We start from the raw sequence: 15,293 nt of genomic DNA, 5'->3' as shown, positions 1-15,293 counted from the left end.
TAAGGGTTGGACGGCCGCACCTTTTTGGGGCGTCTGCATATTCGTCGTATCAAGGTCAAGTCATAACCCCGGTAAAATTCTCTGCACCCCGTGTAAACAGAAGCTTGCAGCCTGTTGAGTTGCCCCCAAAGACTGTGGACGGGCCTGTGGATAAGGTGAGTGCACAGTGCTCCAGCCTATATAGAACGTGGGTTCGAAGATGTTGGTTGTTTTTTGTACAGTTCGGGGGCGTTTAGTGCGGCCGGGTTGCTGCCGGAACGCAGTCGGGGCATGCTGCTCAGTGTCCATTTCAACGGCGGCCAAAGCCCGCCAGCCAAGGAGAACACGATGACTTCCACCCTGTTTATTACGGGCGCGACTTCCGGATTTGGAGAGGCGTGTGCACGCAAGTTTGCGCAGGCAGGCTGGAAACTGGTGCTGACGGGGCGACGCGAAGAGCGTCTTAAGGCGTTGTGTGAAGAACTGTCCAAACAGACCGAAGTGCATGGTCTGGTGCTGGATGTGCGCGACCGGGCGGCGATGGAGGCTGCGATTGCGAATTTGCCACCCTCGTTCAGCAAATTGCGTGGGCTGATCAACAATGCCGGGCTGGCATTGGGTACTGACCCTGCGCCCAAGTGCGATCTGGACGACTGGGAAACCATGGTCGACACCAATATCAAAGGCTTGATTTTCACGACTCGTCTGTTGCTGCCACGGCTGATTGCCTATGGCCGGGGTGCCGGGATCATCAATTTGGGTTCAGTGGCCGGCAACTATCCGTACCCGGGCAGCCATGTGTATGGCGGCACCAAGGCGTTCGTTAAGCAGTTTTCCCTGAACCTGCGTTGCGACTTGCAGGGCACGGGCGTGCGGGTCAGCAACATTGAGCCGGGTCTGTGTGAAAGCGAGTTCTCGATGGTGCGTTTTGGCGGCGACAAGGCGCGCTACGATGCCACCTATCAAGGGGCAGAGCCGATCCAGCCGCAAGATATTGCAGAGACCATTTTCTGGGTGCTCAACACCCCGGCGCATATCAACATCAACCGACTTGAACTGATGCCTGTCACCCAGTCCTGGGGCGGTTTTGCCATCGAACGTCACGCCAAGGAGTAAACTCGCGCCTGGCAGCCCACTCGCGGCCTCCTGAGGGGGTCGCATTCAACCGGGTTGAAAGGAGTTTGTGTGAGTAACCGTGGTGAGCAGAAATTGCTCAAGCAATCGACTGTTTTAATGTTTGCGGTGGCCGTTGCCGGCATCGTGACGGGTTTTATGTCGGGGTCAGAATCCATCCTGTTTGATGGGTTCTTCTCGCTGATCGCGACCTTTATCAAAGTGCTGATGTTGATTACGGCGCAATTGATCGCCAAAGAAAGCAATCAGCGTTTTCAGTTCGGCTTCTGGCACCTTGAGCCGATGGTGCTGTTGATCGAAGGCAGCTTCCTGTTATTGATTGCGATCTATGCCTTTCTCAATGGTGTGTTCGGCATCCTCAATGGCGGACGTGATATTGAACTGGGGTTAGTCATCGCCTACGCGGCGGTGTTTACCGTGATCGAATTTGGCTACTACTTCTGGGTACGGCGCAAAAACATCAAGCTCAAATCAACTCTGATCCAGTTCGACAACATCAGTTGGCTGGTGGACGCCATGTTGTCGGTGGGCCTGTTGATAAGTTTTGTCACGGCCCTGGTATTGAAACAGCAAGGTTATGCACAGTGGGCGGCGTACGTTGACCCTGCGATTCTGATCTTGCTGGCGCTGAGCATGTTGGCACCAGCGTTCAAAATCCTTAAGCCGGCCTTGCGTGACGTGCTGGGCATTGCCCCGGACAGGCTCGATGACAAGGTGCGTGAAGTGCTGGAAGAAATGTCAGCGCGCCACGGGTTCGAGGGTTACAAAACCTATGTGCAGAAGCATGGGCGGGCGAGGTTTATCGAAATCCACATTGTGTTGCCAAGGGGTTATGCCCTGACCAGCATCAACACCCTGGATGCGCTGCGCGAAGAGATTTCCGCGCTGTTGGGGCCGGGGGACAGTGCCCGCTGGCTGACCATCAGCTTTACCGGGGATCGCAAGTGGATCACCTGAGACGGTAAGCCCCTCACCCTAGCCCTCTCCCGGAGGGAGAGGGGACTAAAGCAAAAGCAGATAGGTGTAACGGCACAAATCAGCTCCCTCTCCCTCTGGGAGAGGGTTGGGGTGAGGGTTTTGCCTCAACCGAAAAACTGCGCCAAGCCGCTGTAACACGTCGCCAAGTGATAAGGCGTAGTCGACGGCATGTCTTCGCGGCTGACGTTACCCTCGGCATCTCGGCACTCGTACCAGCCCCCAGCATGCAAAAACTGCTGCTGCAACGCCTGCAACTGACGTTGCAAACGCGTCAGGTTGTCCGGCCGCAACGTGAGGGCGCGCAAATACTCGGCTTGAGCCCAGATGCGTTGCGTGCCATCGCGCAGCGTGCCATCGGGCGCCAGCATCCCGCACACAGCGCCGCTTTCAAGATCGACACCTACCTGCTCGGCAAAGTCGAACGCACGATCCAGAGACGCGTGCAAAGCCCCTGAACACAGCAATGGCGACGATTCCAGTAAATACAGCCACTCGAACTGATGCCCCGGCTCAAACCAGTTATCCACAGCCCCACACGGTTTTTCGAGCATCACGTTATGCACAGGCTCAATAAAGCGCTGCTGCATACCGTCGGCCAGTGCCAACAAAGCGGCCTTCACGATTTCATCCTCACGCACTGACAAGGTGGCAAGAAAGGCTTCGGCCAAGTGCATCAGCGGGTTTTGCAGCGGCCCGGTGTTCAGCGAGGTCCAATCCTGATTAAGGTTGGCTTCGTACAAGCCCTTGCCGTCACTGAACCGCTCTGCAACCACTTGTAACGCGGCATTGAGGGCTGACGCCACAATCGAGTCGTCTACCTTGGCCCAGTAATGGGCGCAGGCGAAGATGATGAAGGCGTGGGTGTAGAGGTCTTTGCGTGTATCGAGCGGCGCCCCTTGAGGATCGATGCTGTAGAACCAGCCACCGTGCTCGGCGTCGTGAAAGTGGCGTTGCAGCGAGCGAAACAAATCGGCCGCGCGCTCGGCAGCGGCGGGGAAGGCCGGGTCGCCGATGAGGCTGGAAAACACATAGAGCTGACGGGCGCAGGCCATAGCCCGATAGCGCTGGGGCGGCAGCGGCCGATGCTCGGGGCTGAGCGCCTCGTAGGGTAATGCCAGTTCGGCATTCCAGCCGGGGCCTTGCCAGAGCGGCACAATGACCTGACGGAAATGCTGTTGCACGGCCGCAAAGGTGGCGGTCAATTCAGGCGCAAAGGTGGTGCTGGCTACATCGGGCATTGGCGGGCGTCGTCACGGCTGGGGCGTTTGCGCAACATGATACACGCAAAACTTGTAGCCGCTGCCGCAGGCTGCGACGGGTTGCGCAGCGACCCTGCTTTTAAATAAAAGTGACGGTCTCTGGGCCCTATCGCAGCCTGCGGCAGCGGCTACAGGTTCGCAATCAAACCAACAAACCCTGACGCTCAATAAACGCCACGATGGTCTCCAGCCCGTGACCGGTTTTTTGATTGCTGAACACAAAGGGTTTTTCACCGCGCATGCGTTTCGTGTCGCTGTCCATTAGCTCAAGCGAAGCACCGACCAGCGGCGCCAGGTCAATCTTGTTGATGACCAGCAAATCCGATTTACAGATTCCCGGCCCACCCTTGCGCGGCAGCTTGTCGCCGGCCGACACGTCAATCACGTAAATGGTCAGGTCCGACAGCTCCGGGCTAAAGGTTGCGGACAAGTTATCCCCACCCGATTCCACCAAGATTAGATCCAGACCTGGAAAACGCCGATTCAGTTGGTCAACCGCTTCAAGGTTGATTGACGCATCTTCACGAATGGCGGTGTGTGGGCAGCCGCCGGTTTCTACGCCGATGATGCGCTCTGGTGCGAGCGCCTCGTTGCGCACCAGAAAATCAGCATCTTCACGGGTGTAGATATCGTTCGTTACGACGGCCAGGTTGTACTTGTCGCGCAAGGCCAGACACAGGGCCAGGGTCAGGGCCGTTTTGCCGGAGCCTACCGGGCCGCCGATGCCGACGCGTAAAGGTTGTGTGTTCATGACATTCTCCTAGGAACGAAACAGACGGCTGTACTGGCGCTCATGGGCCATGCTCGCCAATGACAGGCCAAATGCGGCGCTGCCCATGTGGGTCATATCGAGACGGCTGGCGTGTTGTTGAGCCAGCTGCAATGCGGGTGACAGCTCGCTGGTCATGCGCTGGGCTGCTTGTTGGCCCAGTGGCAAGGTTTTCATCAGCACTGCCAATTGGTTTTCCAGCCAGCTCCACAGCCAGGCTGCCAGTGCATCTTGTGGGTTGATACCCCAAGCGCGCGCCGCCAAGGCCCAACCGAGGGCCAGATGTGGCTCGCATTGTTGGTTGAGAAACAGTCGGGCGGGGTCGTCCAGTTCGGGCAGTCCCGTGAGCAGTTGCTGCAAGGAATAGCCCATTTGTCGACTTTCCTGATGCAGCTCCCGGGTTTCGCGGCTGGCACGGTGTTCGTCGCAAACGCGCTGCAAGCGCTCCCAGTCCTCGTCCGCCGCTGCCTGGCAATGCGCAAGCAACAGTGGCGCTTCAAAGCGCGCCAGATTGAGCAGCAATTGATCGCTGATCCAGCGGCTGGCCGTAACCGGGTCGACTACTCGGCCATTGTCGACGGCCATTTCCAGCCCTTGGGAATAGCTATAACCGCCAATCGGCAACTGGGGACTGGCCAATCGCAGCAGCGCCCAGGCCGGATTCACAAACGCACACCAAACTGGTGCAGGCGCGGCGCATAGTTGAAGTCTTCTTCACCGGCTCTTGAATGATGATGGCCGCCGCCATACGCGCCATGCTCCGGTTGAAACGGGGCGTCGATGGTTTCGGTGTGGGCGCCCAACTGATCAAGCATGGCCTTGAGCACATAGTCATCAAGCAAGCGCAGCCAACCATCCCCCACTTGCAACGCGACATGGCGGTTGCCCAGGTGATAAGCGGCGCGTGTCAGTTCAAAGGCATTGCGGCACGTGACGTGCAGCAGTTTTTCGGGGCTGGCGCAAACGCGCACGATACGCCCGTCCTGAGCTTGAAGAAATTCGCCGTCTTGCAAAGGCGATTGACCGCGCTCAAGAAACAGGCCGACATCTTCGCCGTCGCTGCTGAAACAGCGCAGGCGGCTTTTACTGCGGGCCTCGAAGTGCAGGTGTAACTCGGCGCTCCACACGGGGTGGGGTTGGACTCTGCGATGAATCACCAACATCGGAAGGCTTCCTGCGAATGACAATGCCTTGAACAGAGCAAAGGCCGCGCCAACCCGGTGGTGTGCCGTAAATGTGTAGGGAAAAAGCCTCAGAAGGGTGCGACAAGGTCAAAACTGGTGCGCGATTAGCGCGCTCGCGCACCAGCAAGGTGCGCCGTGGGGTTATTCGGTGCTTCCTAGACCTTGCCAATGTTTGAGCCCGATAAAGATAAACCGCAGTTGCTGACTGATTTTGGCCTGAGGCTGCAAGTAATCGGGCAACGTCTCACCGGTCGGGTCGATGACATCGGGCAGGGCCGCGAACACACTTTTAACCACCAGATCGGCAATCACGGTCAGGCCAGCATGATTCAGATGCCGCAATTTGGGTTTTGAGCCCAAGTCAGTGGCCAAATCCAGCGTAATGTCTTCGCGCAGGGCGCCAATGGCCTGGCGAACTGGCTGTGAGCCACCGTATTGCTCGCGGGCCAGAAACAGAAACTGAGAGCGGTTGGCTTCAACCACATCGAGAAAAATACGCACCGAGGCGTTGATCACTCCGCCCATGAACAGCTCGTTGTGGCGCACCAGGCGAATGGTTTCGCGAAAGGTCTGACCGACCTCGCTGACCAGTGCCAGGCCCAGCTGGTCCATGTCGCTGAAATGGCGATAAAAACCGGTGGGTACAATGCCAGCCGTTTTGGCGACTTCACGCAGGCTCAGGCTGCCAAAGCCGCGTCCCGATTCCATCAAGTGGCGGGCAGCGTCCATCAGTGCAAGGCGGGTTTGTTGCTTCTGTTCGGCGCGGGGCAGCATCGGGGCTGGTATTCCAGACAAGTACAGCGGCGCACTCTAGCAAATCGGCTTTGATGACGTCGAACGCTGTGTTGCTCAATAAGCCTTGTGGCCGCTGGCGTCGGTATTAACTCGCACGTTGATTTCTTTCAGCAAGACGATCAGCGCCGCCCTCAGCCACAAATGTGCTGCCTTTGGTGCGGTCGTAGCCATCTTCGGCGACACGGTTTTGCTGATCCAGCGTGCGTTGGGCGCCGTCTTCGGCAATTGGGTTCAGAGGCTGGCTCAAGGTGCTGGAGGCAGGCTGTACCATGGGAGTGGGTTCGTCTTCGGCTGGCATGGCAAAGGCGTTAAAAGCAAGCAGTGACAGGCTCAGGCCAAACAATACTGGGCGTTTCATGATGAGGGTACTCCGTAGCAGTTCAATCAAGTAGGTAGGGTGCCAATGCTACGCTTGCCTCCTCAAGATCAAAGTTCATACGGCCAATGGTGATAATCAACAAAATTGATTGTCCAGGCTCAACCGCTCTACTGCGCCGCTTTTGGAAGTTTTTTTACGAAAGTTAAGCTCGGGTTAAACCTTGAGCCCGGTTTGTCAGTCGTACCTTAATAGCGTCTTAATAAGGACGTTCAGTTGTATGAAAGGAGTCGTGATATGACGCGCACCCGTAAAACCCTTGCTTGGGTTGTCGGTATTTTCTTCCTGTTGGTGGCCGTGCTGGTGGTGATCCTGGCGACCTTCGACTGGAACCGTATCAAGCCCACCATCAACACCAAAGTGTCCGACATTCTCCATCGCCCCTTTGCCATCAATGGCAACCTGGCCGTGCGCTGGCAGCGCGAAGAGGGTGAGGGAGGCTGGCGGGCGTGGGTGCCGTGGCCCCATGTGATCGCTGAGGACATCACCCTGGGCAATCCCGAGTGGTCGAAAAACCCGCAAATGGCCAGCCTCAAGAAAGTTGAGGCACGCGTGTCACCGCTGGCGTTATTGACCGAGACCGTGGCCATCCCGCGCATCGACCTGACGGAGCCCAGTGCCAACCTTGAACGGTTGGCTGATGGAAGGGCCAACTGGACCTTTACCTTCGACCCTAAAGATCCCGATGCCAAACCTTCAGACTGGACGGTGGATATTGGGGCGATTGGCTTCGATAAAGGCCACGTGACCTTAAACGATCAAACCTTGAAGGCTCGGTTGGATGTGGTCATCGATCCTCTGGGCAAGCCGATCCCGTTTAGTGACATCGTCGGCGAAAAGGAAGCGAAAAAAGCTCAGGAACAGGGTGCGGTGCCGCAAGACTATGCCTTTGCCTTAAAGGTGAGCGGCGAATACCACGGCCAGAAACTCAATGGCACTGGCAAAATTGGCGGTTTGCTGGCGTTACAGGACGCGTCCAGACCGTTCCCGCTGCAAGCGCAGGTCAGCATTGCGGACACCAAGGTGGCCTTGGCCGGTACGCTGACTGACCCGCTCAATCTGGGCGCTCTGGACTTACGCCTCAAGCTCGCAGGTAGCAGCCTGAGCAACCTTTATCCGCTGACGGGTGTGACCTTGCCCGATTCGCCACCTTATTCCACTGATGGTCATCTGATCGCCAAGCTGCATGAACCGGGTGGTGCCGTGTTCACCTATGAAAACTTCAACGGCAAGATTGGCAGCAGCGATATTCATGGTGACCTGAAATACGCGGCCAGCCAGCCACGGCCAAAGCTGTCCGGCAAGTTGGTGTCCAACCAGTTGTTGATGGCTGACTTGGCTCCGCTGATTGGCGCCGATAGCAACGCAGAGCAAAAAGCCCGAGGCGGAGCGAGCAAACAGCCTGCGGGCAAAGTGTTACCTGTCGAGGAGTTCCGCACTGAGCGCTGGCGCGACATGGACGCCGATGTGGAGTTTACCGGCAAGCGTATCGTGCAGAGTGCCGACTTGCCGTTTACCGATCTTTTCACCCATGTAGTGCTGAACAACGGTGAGTTGAGCCTTGAGCCCCTTCGTTTCGGCGTGGCGGGTGGCAAGCTGGATGCGCAAATCCGCCTCAATGGCCGCAGTACTCCGCTTGAAGGGCGGGCCAAGCTGACAGCGCGTAACTTCAAGCTCAAGCAGTTGTTCCCGACGTTTGAACCGATGAAAACCAGCTTTGGCGAGCTCAATGGCGATGCTCATCTTTCTGGGCGCGGCAACTCAGTGGCCAAATTGCTGGGCACGGCCAATGGTGGCTTGAAGATGATCATCAACGACGGTGCCATCAGCCGCAGCCTGATGGAAATCGCCGGGTTGAACGTGGGCAACTACGTGGTGGGCAAGATCTTTGGTGACGAAGACGTGAAGATCAACTGCGCAGCCGCGGATTTCGGCATCAAGGACGGCCTGGCAACTACCCAGTTGTTTGTGTTCGATACAGAGAACGCGATTATTTACATCGATGGCACAGCCAACTTTGCGACAGAGCAATTGGACCTGAAGATCACACCTGAATCGAAGGGGTTCAGGGTGTTTTCGCTGCGCTCGCCGTTGTATGTGCGCGGCACATTCGGCAACCCGTCCGCTGGCGTCCAAGCGGTGCCTTTGCTGTTGCGTGGTGCGGGGATGGTGGCGTTGGGTGTGATAGCCGGGCCTGCGGCGGGTTTGTTGGCGTTGATTGCGCCGAGTGGCGGGGAGCCTAACCAGTGCGCGCCACTGTTGCAGCAAATGCAGCAGGGTAAAGTGCCGAAGACGGTGAAGTAAGCCGCCCCTCACCCCAGCCCTCTCCCGGAGGGAGAGGGGGCTAAAAGGCAAAGGCAGAGCTGCGTGACGGCAAAAATTAACCCCATCTCCCAAGGGGAGAGGGGGTTAAAGGCAAAAGCAGATATTCACTACACCACAAGCCTGTCCCCTCTCCCTCTGGGAGAGGGTTAGGGTGAGGGTGGCGTTTATAGACCTTTCAACAGATCAGCCATGTCGTCAGCATGCTCTTCTTCTTGAGCCAGGATTTCTTCGAAGATGCGACGCGTGGTGGGGTCTTTGTCGCCGATGTACTGGATGATTTCGCGGTAGCTGTCGACCGCAATGCGTTCGGCGACCAGGTCTTCATACACCATTTCTTTCAAGTTCTTGCCCGCTACGTACTGTGCATGGGAGTTTTTGGAGAGCAGGTCAGGATTGAATTCCGGCTCGCCGCCCAATTGCACGATGCGCTCAGCCAGCTTGTCGGCATGCTCCATTTCCTGATTGGCGTGTTCCAAAAACTCTTGCGCCGCCACGTGGGCTTTGATTCCGTCTGCCATGAAGTAATGACGCTTGTAACGCAGCACGCACACCCACTCGGTAGCCAGCGACTCGTTAAGCAAGCGAATGATTTCTTCGCGGTCAGCGCTGTAGCCAGGGGTCACGGCACCTTCTTCGACGTTCTTGCGGGCACGATCGCGCAGGGTTTGTTTATCGGACAGCTTTATGTCGGTCATTTCAATCTCCTCACTCATCAGGTTGCCGCATCGCTCTGTAGGCAACGTCGGTTCATAGGGTGTGAGTTCAGCGCGAGCAGAAAGTTTTATCGAAGTGGCAAGTAACAGAGTTTGTCTACACTGCTGTTAAGTCCGCGGCCATTCGGTGCGGCCCTAAGGAGAAAACTCCATGAAGATGTTGCGTGTTCCTTTTCTGCTGATGGGTTTGGTGCTGTGCTCCCACAGTTTTGCCGACACCTCCCAACAAAACAAAATGACTTCGTGCAACGCTGACGCCAGCGCTAAAACCCTCAAGGGCGATGAGCGCAAAGCGTTTATGAGTGCCTGCCTGAAAGCCAAGCCGAGCACGCCGCAAGAAAGAATGAAAACCTGCAATGCCACTGCCACCACTCAGGCGCTCAAAGGTGATGCACGTAAAACGTTCATGAGTGAGTGCCTGAAGAAAAAATAACCGTGAGTGGCTGCGGGGGGCTGCTCGCCAACCGTCACATTGTGTAGTGCTGCCGGACGAAGGCTGGCAGACTGCCCATCCTTTCGCGCTGCCCGTTTTGAGGCTGTATGCCATCGTTTTCCCAGCGTCACATCCTGTTGGCCAGTTACATCATTATTGCTATCGGCTTATTGCTGGTTTTTCCATTAAGGCTATTGCCCAGCTTGCTGGCCGGTTTGCTGGTTTACGAGCTGGTCAACATGCTCACGCCGCAACTCCAGCGCCTGATTGCCGGGCGCCGGGCGCGCTGGTTGGCTGTGGCCCTGCTGGGCACACTGGTGGTCAGCGTGTTGGCGTTGATCTTTGCGGGAGCGATCAGCTTTTTACTGCATGAGGCAGAAAACCCGGGGGCCTCACTGAACAAGTTCATGGCCGTGGTCGACCGGGCGCGGGGGCAACTGCCGCCGTTTCTGGACAGCTATTTGCCGGCCAGTGCCGCCGAGTTCCGTATCGCCATTGGGGCATGGGCCAATAAGCATCTGAGTGACTTGCAACTGGTCGGCAAAGATGCGGCGCACATGTTTGTGACGTTGCTGATCGGCATGGTGCTGGGAGCCATCATTGCGTTGCAGCGCATCCCTGATATCAGTCGACGCAAGCCGCTGGCGGCCGCGATGTTTGATCGCCTTCACCTGTTGGTGCAAGCGTTCCGCAATATTGTGTTTGCGCAGATCAAGATCGCCTTGCTCAACACCGTGTTCACCGGAATTTTCCTGGCCGTGGTGCTCCCGCTGTTCGGTGTGCACTTGCCGCTGACCAAGACGCTGATCATGTTGACCTTTTTGCTGGGGTTGCTGCCTGTGATCGGCAACCTGATTTCCAACACCCTGATCACCATCGTCGGCTTGTCGTTGTCGATCTGGGTGGCGGTGGCGGCATTGGGGTATCTGATTGTTATCCACAAGCTGGAGTACTTCCTGAACGCCAAAATCGTTGGCGGCCAGATCAGTGCCAAATCGTGGGAATTGCTGTTGGCGATGCTGGTATTCGAAGCAGCCTTCGGCCTGCCGGGCGTGGTGGCTGGGCCGATCTACTACGCGTATTTGAAGAGTGAGTTGAAGCAGTTGGAGTTGGTGTAACGCCTTGCCCTCACCCTAGCCCTCTCCCGGAGGGAGAGGGGACTAAAGGCTAAAAGCAGATTTGCAACACACACAAATCGAGCGCCCTCTCCCTGAGGGGGGGGGACTTAAGGCTAAAAGCAGATTTGTAACACACACACAAATCGAGCTCCCTCTCCCTTTGGGAGAGGGCTGGGGTGAGGGGTTTTTAGCCGTAACGCTTTTTAGCTTCAATCGCCAAGCCGCTACCAATGCTGCCGAAGATGTTGCCTTCAACATGGCGGGCGTTTGGCAGCATGGCCGACACGCTCTGGCGCAACGCCGGAATACCGCTCGAACCCCCGGTGAAGAACACGGTGTCGACTTGCTCGACACCCACACCGGCGCTGCTCAGCAACTGGGTCACGCTGTTACGGATGCGCTCCAGTTGGTTGTCGATGGCGGCTTCAAACATCACACGGCTCAAATCAACGCTCAACCCGGCCTCTACCCGATCCAGCGGTAAATGGCGGTTGTCGTTGTGGGTCAGTTCGATTTTGGTTTCTTCAATTTCCATCGCCAACCAGTGACCGGCACGCTGTTCGATCAACTTGAACAGGCGGTCGATCCCGCTGGTGTCTTCGATGTCGTAGCGCATGCTGCCCAGTGCCAACTGGGATTTTTGCGAGTACACCGAGTTGATGGTGTGCCATGTCGCCAGGTTCATATGGTGGCTGGTGGGCATGTAAGCACCGCTTTTCATGCGGCTGCCGTAGCCAAACAGCGGCATCACGCCTTGCAGGCTGAGTTGTTTGTCGAAGTCGGTACCACCAACGTGCACGCCGCCGGTGGCGAGGATGTCGTCCTGACGGTTGTCCATGCCGCGACGCTCAGGAGACAGGCGTACCAGCGAGAAGTCGGACGTACCACCGCCGATGTCGACAATCAGTACCAGCTCTTCACGCTCGATGGTCGACTCATAGTCGAAAGCGGCGGCAATCGGTTCGTACTGGAAGGACACTTCCTTGAAACCGATGGCACGGGCCACGTCGGTCAGGGTGTTTTCGGCTTCCTGGTCGGCCAGAGGATCGTCATCGACGAAAAATACCGGGCGGCCCAATACGACTTCTTCGAAATCACGACCGGCGGTGGCTTCGGCGCGTTGTTTCAACTGGCCGATAAACAGGCCCAACAGGTCCTTGAACGGCATGGCCGTGCCCAGAACGCTGGTGTCGTGTTTGATCAGCTTGGAGCCCAACAAGCTCTTGAGCGAGCGCATCAGGCGGCCTTCGTAGCCTTCCAGGTACTCATGCAGCGCCAGACGGCCATACACCGGGCGACGCTCTTCAATGTTGAAGAACACCACGGAGGGCAGGGTGATCTTGTCGTCTTCCAGCGCGATAAGGGTTTCCACGCCTGGACGGAGCCAGCCGACGGTGGAGTTGGACGTGCCAAAGTCGATGCCGCAGGCACGTGCTGGAGTGGCGCTTTTCATGTCGATCATGTTCCGGTTAAAAAAACGGCCGCGCAGTGTATGTCAGACGCTCACAGAACCGAAGTGCGAACATTCGCTAATTCGCAGGTTTTAATCCTCTTGAAAGACTATCCTTTGTCCCCAAACTTCCAGACATTGGCGTGGTAGCTTCAGGGCTATCGAACATTTTCGCAGCGCTGCACGGTCACAGGGTTGAGGTCGGTCAATGTACAGACCAGTCAAACCGAGCATTCTGGGCGCTGAGCGGCGCGTTTTTGATAACGGATGGTGATCCTTACATGGACTTCAAAGACTATTACAAGATCCTGGGTGTCGAGCCCACGGCGGACGACAAGGCGATCAAGACCGCCTATCGCAAGCTCGCACGCAAATACCACCCTGATGTGAGCAAAGAAAAAGACGCCGAAGAGAAGTTCAAGGACGTCAACGAGGCGTATGAAGCGTTGAAAAGCCCCGAAAAACGGGCTGAGTACGACGAAATTCGCAAATATGGCCAACATGGTCAGCCATTTCAGGGCCCGCCTGGTTGGCAGGGGCACTCCAGCAGTGGCTTCGAAGACGCTGGCGATTTTTCAGACTTTTTCAGCTCGATCTTCGGATCGCGCGGAGGCGGTTTTGGTGGCCAGTCTGGCCGTAGTGCAGGACGACGCGGTCAGGATGTTGAAATGGAATTGCCGATTTTCCTTGAAGAAACCCTGTCGGGTGAGTCGAAGCCGATCAGCTTCCAGATTGGCGGTGTCAGCAAAACCCTGAACGTGAAGATTCCGGCCGGTGTTACAGATGGTGAACGCATCCGTCTCAAAGGCCAGGGCGGACCGGGTGCAGGCGGCGCAGCCAATGGTGATCTATACCTGATCATTCGTTTCGCGCCGCATCCGAAGTTTGATGTGGAAGGTCACGATTTGATCATCACAGTGCCGGTCGCACCGTGGGAAGCCGCGCTAGGTACCAAAGTGCCTGTGCCGACTCTGACCAGCAAAGTGATGATGACCGTGCGCCCTGACAGCCAGACAGGTCATCGTTTGCGCATCAAGGGTCATGGCCTGGTAGACAAGAAAGGCCAGCGCGGTGATTTGTATGCCCAATTGAAAGTGGTCATGCCCAAAGAAAGCGACGAGGCCACCAAAGCCTTGTGGCAAGAACTCGCCGACAAAGCGGCATTTGATCCGAGAGCCCAATGGAGTAACTGATCATGAGCAACACCCTGATCGTTCAGCTGGACATGGAAAGGTTCTGCGAAGAGGCCAATATCCCGGCCACTTACGTGATAGAGATTGTCGAACACGGAATTATCGAACCTCAGGGCCACGCTCCGGATGCGTGGCGTTTTGAAGACTATGAGCTGCTCATCGCAAAACGTGCGGCCAAGCTGCATAAAGACCTGGAGCTTGAATGGGAAGGCGTCGCCCTTGCGCTGGACCTGATCGAGGAGGTGCAGCAGTTACGCGCCGAGAACCAGCGTCTCAAGCAACGACTGGGGCGGTTTGTAGGCAACGCCACGCGTGACTGACCTGGAGTCGCTGCCGCAGGCTGCGAGCTGTTAGCCACTCACAACAGCCCCCAGCTTGCAGCAGCGACTACACGTATCAAGGCCTTTTCGGCAACACCACGGTAAAGGTCGTGCCATCGGTGGCGGTGGACGTGACATCGATCTTGCCGCCGTGAGCATCAACCACTTCTTTGATGATAAATAATCCCAACCCCAGGCTGGTCGAGGTACCCGGTTGCTCGATGTCTTCGCTGGGACTGCGCACCAGTGGGTCGAACAATGTCGCCAATGCATCTTGGGCGATGGGCAGGCCCACATTGTGAACGCGCAGGGTCACGTCATGTGCCGTGCCGTTCAAACTCAGCTTCACTTCTCCCTTGCGGGCTCCATGTTGCAGTGCGTTGCCGATAAGGTTTTGCAGCAACTGACCCATACGACGCGGGTCCCATTGCCCTACGACGTCCCCCTCAACATGCAAAGTAACGGCGCAGTGAGGTTGTCCGGCAGTGGCTTCTTCCAGCGCTATCTGACACGCCTGCGACAGATCCATGGGTACGGTCTCGATTGGCATCTTGCTGCCAAGCCGGCTGCGCACGAACTCCAGCAGGTCACTGACCATTGACCCCATGTGGCGAGTGCCGTTTTTGATGGCCAACACATACGCCAGCGCATGTGTGTCCAGTGTGGCCTTACGTTCCAGCATCTCGGTAGACATGCTCACTGCCTGCAAGGGCGCACGCAGATCGTGTCCCAAAATGGCCAGGAAGATGTCCCGCGAGCGATTGACCTGTTCGGCATAGGCCGCTGTGGACTCGGCCAACGCTTCATCAATCGCCTCGTTGAAGCGAATCATGTCTTGCAGGTGAGTATGGGCGGGGCTGTCGACGCTATTTACCCACAGGCGAATCACGCAGGCGCGCAAATGGCGGAACTCCGAGGTCATCTGCACCAGATCAAAACCGACTGCATGGCGCAGCTCACCATGATTGGCAGAGGCGCGGTCCAGGCTTGGGGTTTTCTCCAGGTTTTCACCCTCAGCCTTGGCCTGCTGCTCGCTGGCCGTTTGCGCGGTGTCCATGTCGCGAGAGGCCGCAATCAAAATAGCTTTGGCATGGTCGCGTAACTCGATGCTGTCCATTTTTTCGGCAGCGGGTGCGATCGTTGCGGCGAATTGCTCCCACTCATCGACGATGCGATCAACGTTTTGCACGATGAATTCTGACAGGCGCATAGCCAATTTCCTGGGTAAAAGAGTTGATATAAAGCGGGTGGCGTATCTTAGCCGTTA

The 15,293-nt window shown here is 56.9% G+C and carries 16 protein-coding genes; 7 read left to right on the top strand and 9 right to left on the bottom strand.

The window, feature by feature from the left end; genetic code table 11:
• Positions 1 to 327: 327 nt before the first annotated feature.
• Entirely contained in the window at positions 328 to 1,095 is a 768-nt protein-coding gene (locus FJD38_RS07855) for an SDR family oxidoreductase (protein WP_122785386.1), read from the top strand.
• Positions 1,096 to 1,164: 69 nt separating this feature from the next.
• On the top strand, positions 1,165 to 2,070 hold the full coding sequence (locus FJD38_RS07850) for a cation diffusion facilitator family transporter (RefSeq protein WP_122785048.1): 906 nt from the start codon (positions 1,165 to 1,167) through the stop codon (positions 2,068 to 2,070).
• A gap of 125 nt (positions 2,071 to 2,195) precedes the next feature.
• On the opposite strand, the gene FJD38_RS07845 is transcribed toward FJD38_RS07850, so the two are convergent.
• From FJD38_RS07845 to FJD38_RS07820, 6 genes are all read right to left on the bottom strand, one after another.
• A complete protein-coding gene (locus FJD38_RS07845) occupies positions 2,196 to 3,329 on the bottom strand; it encodes an AGE family epimerase/isomerase (protein ID WP_146384749.1) in 1,134 nt (377 codons plus the stop codon).
• A gap of 163 nt (positions 3,330 to 3,492) precedes the next feature.
• On the bottom strand, positions 3,493 to 4,101 hold the full coding sequence (ureG, locus tag FJD38_RS07840) for an urease accessory protein UreG (protein WP_122785046.1): 609 nt from the start codon (positions 4,099 to 4,101) through the stop codon (positions 3,493 to 3,495).
• Positions 4,102 to 4,110: 9 nt separating this feature from the next.
• The gene (locus tag FJD38_RS07835; RefSeq protein WP_122785045.1) at positions 4,111 to 4,785 is read right to left on the bottom strand and encodes an urease accessory protein UreF; all 675 of its coding nucleotides are present in this window, start codon (positions 4,783 to 4,785) and stop codon (positions 4,111 to 4,113) included.
• Positions 4,782 to 5,282, bottom strand: a complete 501-nt coding sequence (gene ureE / locus FJD38_RS07830; protein WP_122785044.1) for an urease accessory protein UreE — start codon at positions 5,280 to 5,282, stop codon at positions 4,782 to 4,784. Before ureE ends, FJD38_RS07835 begins: the two co-directional genes overlap by 4 nt.
• A gap of 162 nt (positions 5,283 to 5,444) precedes the next feature.
• Entirely contained in the window at positions 5,445 to 6,077 is a 633-nt protein-coding gene (locus FJD38_RS07825; protein WP_122785043.1) for a TetR family transcriptional regulator, read from the bottom strand.
• A 106-nt stretch (positions 6,078 to 6,183) separates the two neighbouring features.
• Positions 6,184 to 6,456, bottom strand: coding sequence for a hypothetical protein (locus FJD38_RS07820; protein WP_122785042.1), 273 nt, complete (start codon positions 6,454 to 6,456; stop codon positions 6,184 to 6,186).
• Between the two features lie 255 nt (positions 6,457 to 6,711).
• On the opposite strand from FJD38_RS07820, the gene FJD38_RS07815 reads away from it, so the two are divergent.
• Positions 6,712 to 8,778 (top strand): AsmA family protein, encoded by a 2,067-nt coding sequence (locus tag FJD38_RS07815; protein WP_122785041.1) that lies wholly within the window; start codon positions 6,712 to 6,714, stop codon positions 8,776 to 8,778.
• Positions 8,779 to 8,963: 185 nt separating this feature from the next.
• On the opposite strand, the gene FJD38_RS07810 is transcribed toward FJD38_RS07815, so the two are convergent.
• Positions 8,964 to 9,494: a ferritin-like domain-containing protein gene (locus FJD38_RS07810; RefSeq protein ID WP_122785040.1), complete on the bottom strand. Its 531-nt coding sequence runs from the start codon at positions 9,492 to 9,494 to the stop codon at positions 8,964 to 8,966.
• Between the two features lie 169 nt (positions 9,495 to 9,663).
• Here FJD38_RS07810 and FJD38_RS07805 point away from each other — a divergent pair, with 169 nt between their 5' ends.
• Both FJD38_RS07805 and FJD38_RS07800 read left to right on the top strand, forming a co-directional pair.
• The gene (locus tag FJD38_RS07805; protein WP_122785039.1) at positions 9,664 to 9,945 is read left to right on the top strand and encodes a PsiF family protein; all 282 of its coding nucleotides are present in this window, start codon (positions 9,664 to 9,666) and stop codon (positions 9,943 to 9,945) included.
• 107 nt (positions 9,946 to 10,052) lie between these two features.
• Positions 10,053 to 11,063, top strand: a complete 1,011-nt coding sequence (locus FJD38_RS07800; protein WP_122785038.1) for an AI-2E family transporter — start codon at positions 10,053 to 10,055, stop codon at positions 11,061 to 11,063.
• 187 nt (positions 11,064 to 11,250) lie between these two features.
• Here FJD38_RS07800 and FJD38_RS07795 read toward each other — a convergent pair whose 3' ends face one another.
• Entirely contained in the window at positions 11,251 to 12,516 is a 1,266-nt protein-coding gene (locus tag FJD38_RS07795; RefSeq protein ID WP_122785385.1) for an Hsp70 family protein, read from the bottom strand.
• A 278-nt stretch (positions 12,517 to 12,794) separates the two neighbouring features.
• On the opposite strand from FJD38_RS07795, the gene cbpA reads away from it, so the two are divergent.
• Positions 12,795 to 13,706: a curved DNA-binding protein gene (gene cbpA / locus FJD38_RS07790; RefSeq protein WP_122785037.1), complete on the top strand. Its 912-nt coding sequence runs from the start codon at positions 12,795 to 12,797 to the stop codon at positions 13,704 to 13,706.
• A 2-nt stretch (positions 13,707 to 13,708) separates the two neighbouring features.
• Positions 13,709 to 14,026 (top strand): chaperone modulator CbpM, encoded by a 318-nt coding sequence (locus tag FJD38_RS07785; RefSeq protein ID WP_122785036.1) that lies wholly within the window; start codon positions 13,709 to 13,711, stop codon positions 14,024 to 14,026.
• A 76-nt stretch (positions 14,027 to 14,102) separates the two neighbouring features.
• Here the strand turns inward: FJD38_RS07785 and FJD38_RS07780 are convergent, their stop codons facing one another.
• Complete coding sequence (locus tag FJD38_RS07780) at positions 14,103 to 15,236, bottom strand: sensor histidine kinase (RefSeq protein WP_146384747.1); 1,134 nt, start codon at positions 15,234 to 15,236, stop codon at positions 14,103 to 14,105.
• Positions 15,237 to 15,293: the final 57 nt, after the last annotated feature.

The sequence above is a fragment of the Pseudomonas saxonica genome (genome assembly GCF_007858365.1).
GTDB lineage: Bacteria > Pseudomonadota > Gammaproteobacteria > Pseudomonadales > Pseudomonadaceae > Aquipseudomonas > Aquipseudomonas saxonica.
This window is presented reverse-complemented; position numbering and strand designations above follow the sequence as displayed.